Origin of the sequence: Mycobacterium sp. (genome assembly GCF_035570115.1) — a bacterium.
Lineage (GTDB): Bacteria > Actinomycetota > Actinomycetes > Mycobacteriales > Mycobacteriaceae > Mycobacterium.
Window position 1 is genome coordinate 1 of record NZ_DATMLH010000184.1, and the last position, 2,093, is coordinate 2,093.

The 2,093-nt window shown below is 64.6% G+C and carries 2 protein-coding genes; both read left to right on the forward strand.

Annotation, left to right across the window (positions count from 1 at the left end):
• Positions 1 to 319, forward strand: a 319-nt coding sequence (locus VNW74_RS16620) for a hypothetical protein (protein ID WP_325678697.1), incomplete at its 5' end; no start/stop codon positions are given.
• A gap of 107 nt (positions 320 to 426) precedes the next feature.
• Positions 427 to 2,093: CocE/NonD family hydrolase (locus VNW74_RS16625; protein WP_325678699.1), on the forward strand; the 1,667-nt coding region annotated here is incomplete at its 3' end.

Consider the following 2,093-nt stretch of genomic DNA (forward strand, 5'->3'; position numbering starts at 1 on the left):
CCTGACCTTCCTGACGGACATGTACCGGCGCCCGGGTGTCAAGTACCGGCTCGCGGGCATCGGCGTCAATCGCTTCGATGGCGAGAATTGGCTGCAGATGTGGGCCGACAATCAGTGGGGGGCGATTTTCCTGCGTGGGGCGCCGGATGCGGACGGCAACATGGTATTCGTGACTGTGATCCCTTCGCGCAAACGCGACGTGAAGCTGGTGTATGAAAACCGCTCCGACGGTACTGTGCGCATCTTGCAGTACGTTGCCCCCGCCGGCAGCGGCAAGTGGGTGAAGTACGGTGATCTCGTCTACCGCCCAAATCGGTAGCGACAGCGCGAGCTGAACCGTTGCACATCGAGGAACATGTCTGGATCACGTTGAGCGACGGTTGCCGTCTAGGGGCTCGTCTCTGGCTCCCGAAGACCGCGGTCCAGTTGCCCGTTCCTGCTGTACTTGAGTACATCCCATACCGAAAGCGCGACGGCACACGAGCGCGCGACGACCCCATGCACGGCTACTTCGCGCAGAACGGCTACGCGGCCATCCGTGTCGACATGCGCGGCTCCGGCGAGTCCGAGGGTCATCTCGCGGACGAGTATCTCAAGCAGGAGCAGGATGATGCCCTCGAGGTGATCGCTTGGATTGCGAGCCAGCCTTGGTGTACCGGCGCCGTGGGCCTGCAGGGCAAGTCATGGGGTGGTTTCAATGCGCTGCAGATCGCAGCCCGCCGTCCGCCGGCACTGAAGGCGATCATCACCACCTTCTCGACCGACAATCGCTACACCGACGACATCCATTACATGGGCGGCTGTCTGCTCAACGACAATTTATGGTGGGGCAGCATCATGCTCGCCTACCAGAGCCGGCCGCTCGATCCCGAGATCGTTGGTCAGGAATGGCGCGGGCGCTGGCTCGAGCGACTCGAGACGCTCCCTTTCTTCCCAGCGCTCTGGCTATCTCACCAGCGCTACGACGACTACTGGAAGCACGGTTCGATCTGCGAGGATTACGCGGCGATCGACTGCCCAGTCCTCGCGATCGGCGGTTGGTCGGATGCCTACACCAACGCCGTTCCGCGCTTCCTCGCGAACCTCAAGGTGCCGCGGCTCGGCATCATCGGGCCATGGGGGCATCTCTATCCGCATGACGGCGTGCCCGGCCCCGCGATCGGTTATCTGCAAGAAGCGGTCCGCTGGTGGGACCGGTGGCTCAAAGGCCGGGACAACGGGATCATGAACGAGCCGATGCTGCGGGCATACATCGAGGACCCCGTCGCCCCGGACGGCACGCGCACGTTCATCCCGGGGCGCTGGGTCGGCGAGGCGACCTACCCGTCGCGCAACATCCAGCCGTGGCGGCTCTTTCTTCGCGCAGACCGAAGCCTCGGCGAACAGCCTGATCGGAGCACCGTGTTCTCGATTCGTTCGCCGCAGAGCCAAGGCAAGGCTGCCGGTGAGTGGATGGGAACCGGATGTCCGGGCGAGCACCCGACGGACCAGCGGCTCGACGACGGTGGGGCACTGGTATTCGACACATTGGCACTCGAGCGTGAGCTCTCGGTGCTCGGTCCGCCGCTGCTGCGGCTGCAGGTCTCGTCCGACGCGCCTGTCGCCCAGCTAGCGGTTCGCCTCTCAGATGTGGCGCCGGACGGTCGGGTCACGCGTGTCAGTTATCAGGTCGTCAATCTTACTCACCGCGACAGCCACGAGCACCCCTCGCGACTCGCGCCCGGGCGCTACTACGATTTGAGCGTGACGCTCAATGCGTGCGGATACCGGTTCCTGCCGGGTCACCGCATCCGCCTGTCGATCGCGACGGCGTACTGGCCGATTGTCTGGCCGGCACCATACCCGGCCACGTTGTCGATCCGGACGGGCGAGAGTGCAATGGAGCTGCCGGTGCGGCAGGAGACCCAAGGACCGGCGGTGTCGTTCGCGCCGCCGACCCATGGACCGTTGGCGCCAATCACCTGCATCGACCCCGGCACCGTGCGGCGGTTCACCGTCCAGGATCACGTCACCGGCGAGACGACCTACGTCACCGAAGGCATCGGCGGCGTGTTCGGTGAAGGCATCCGGCGCTTAGACGATGTCAACATCGA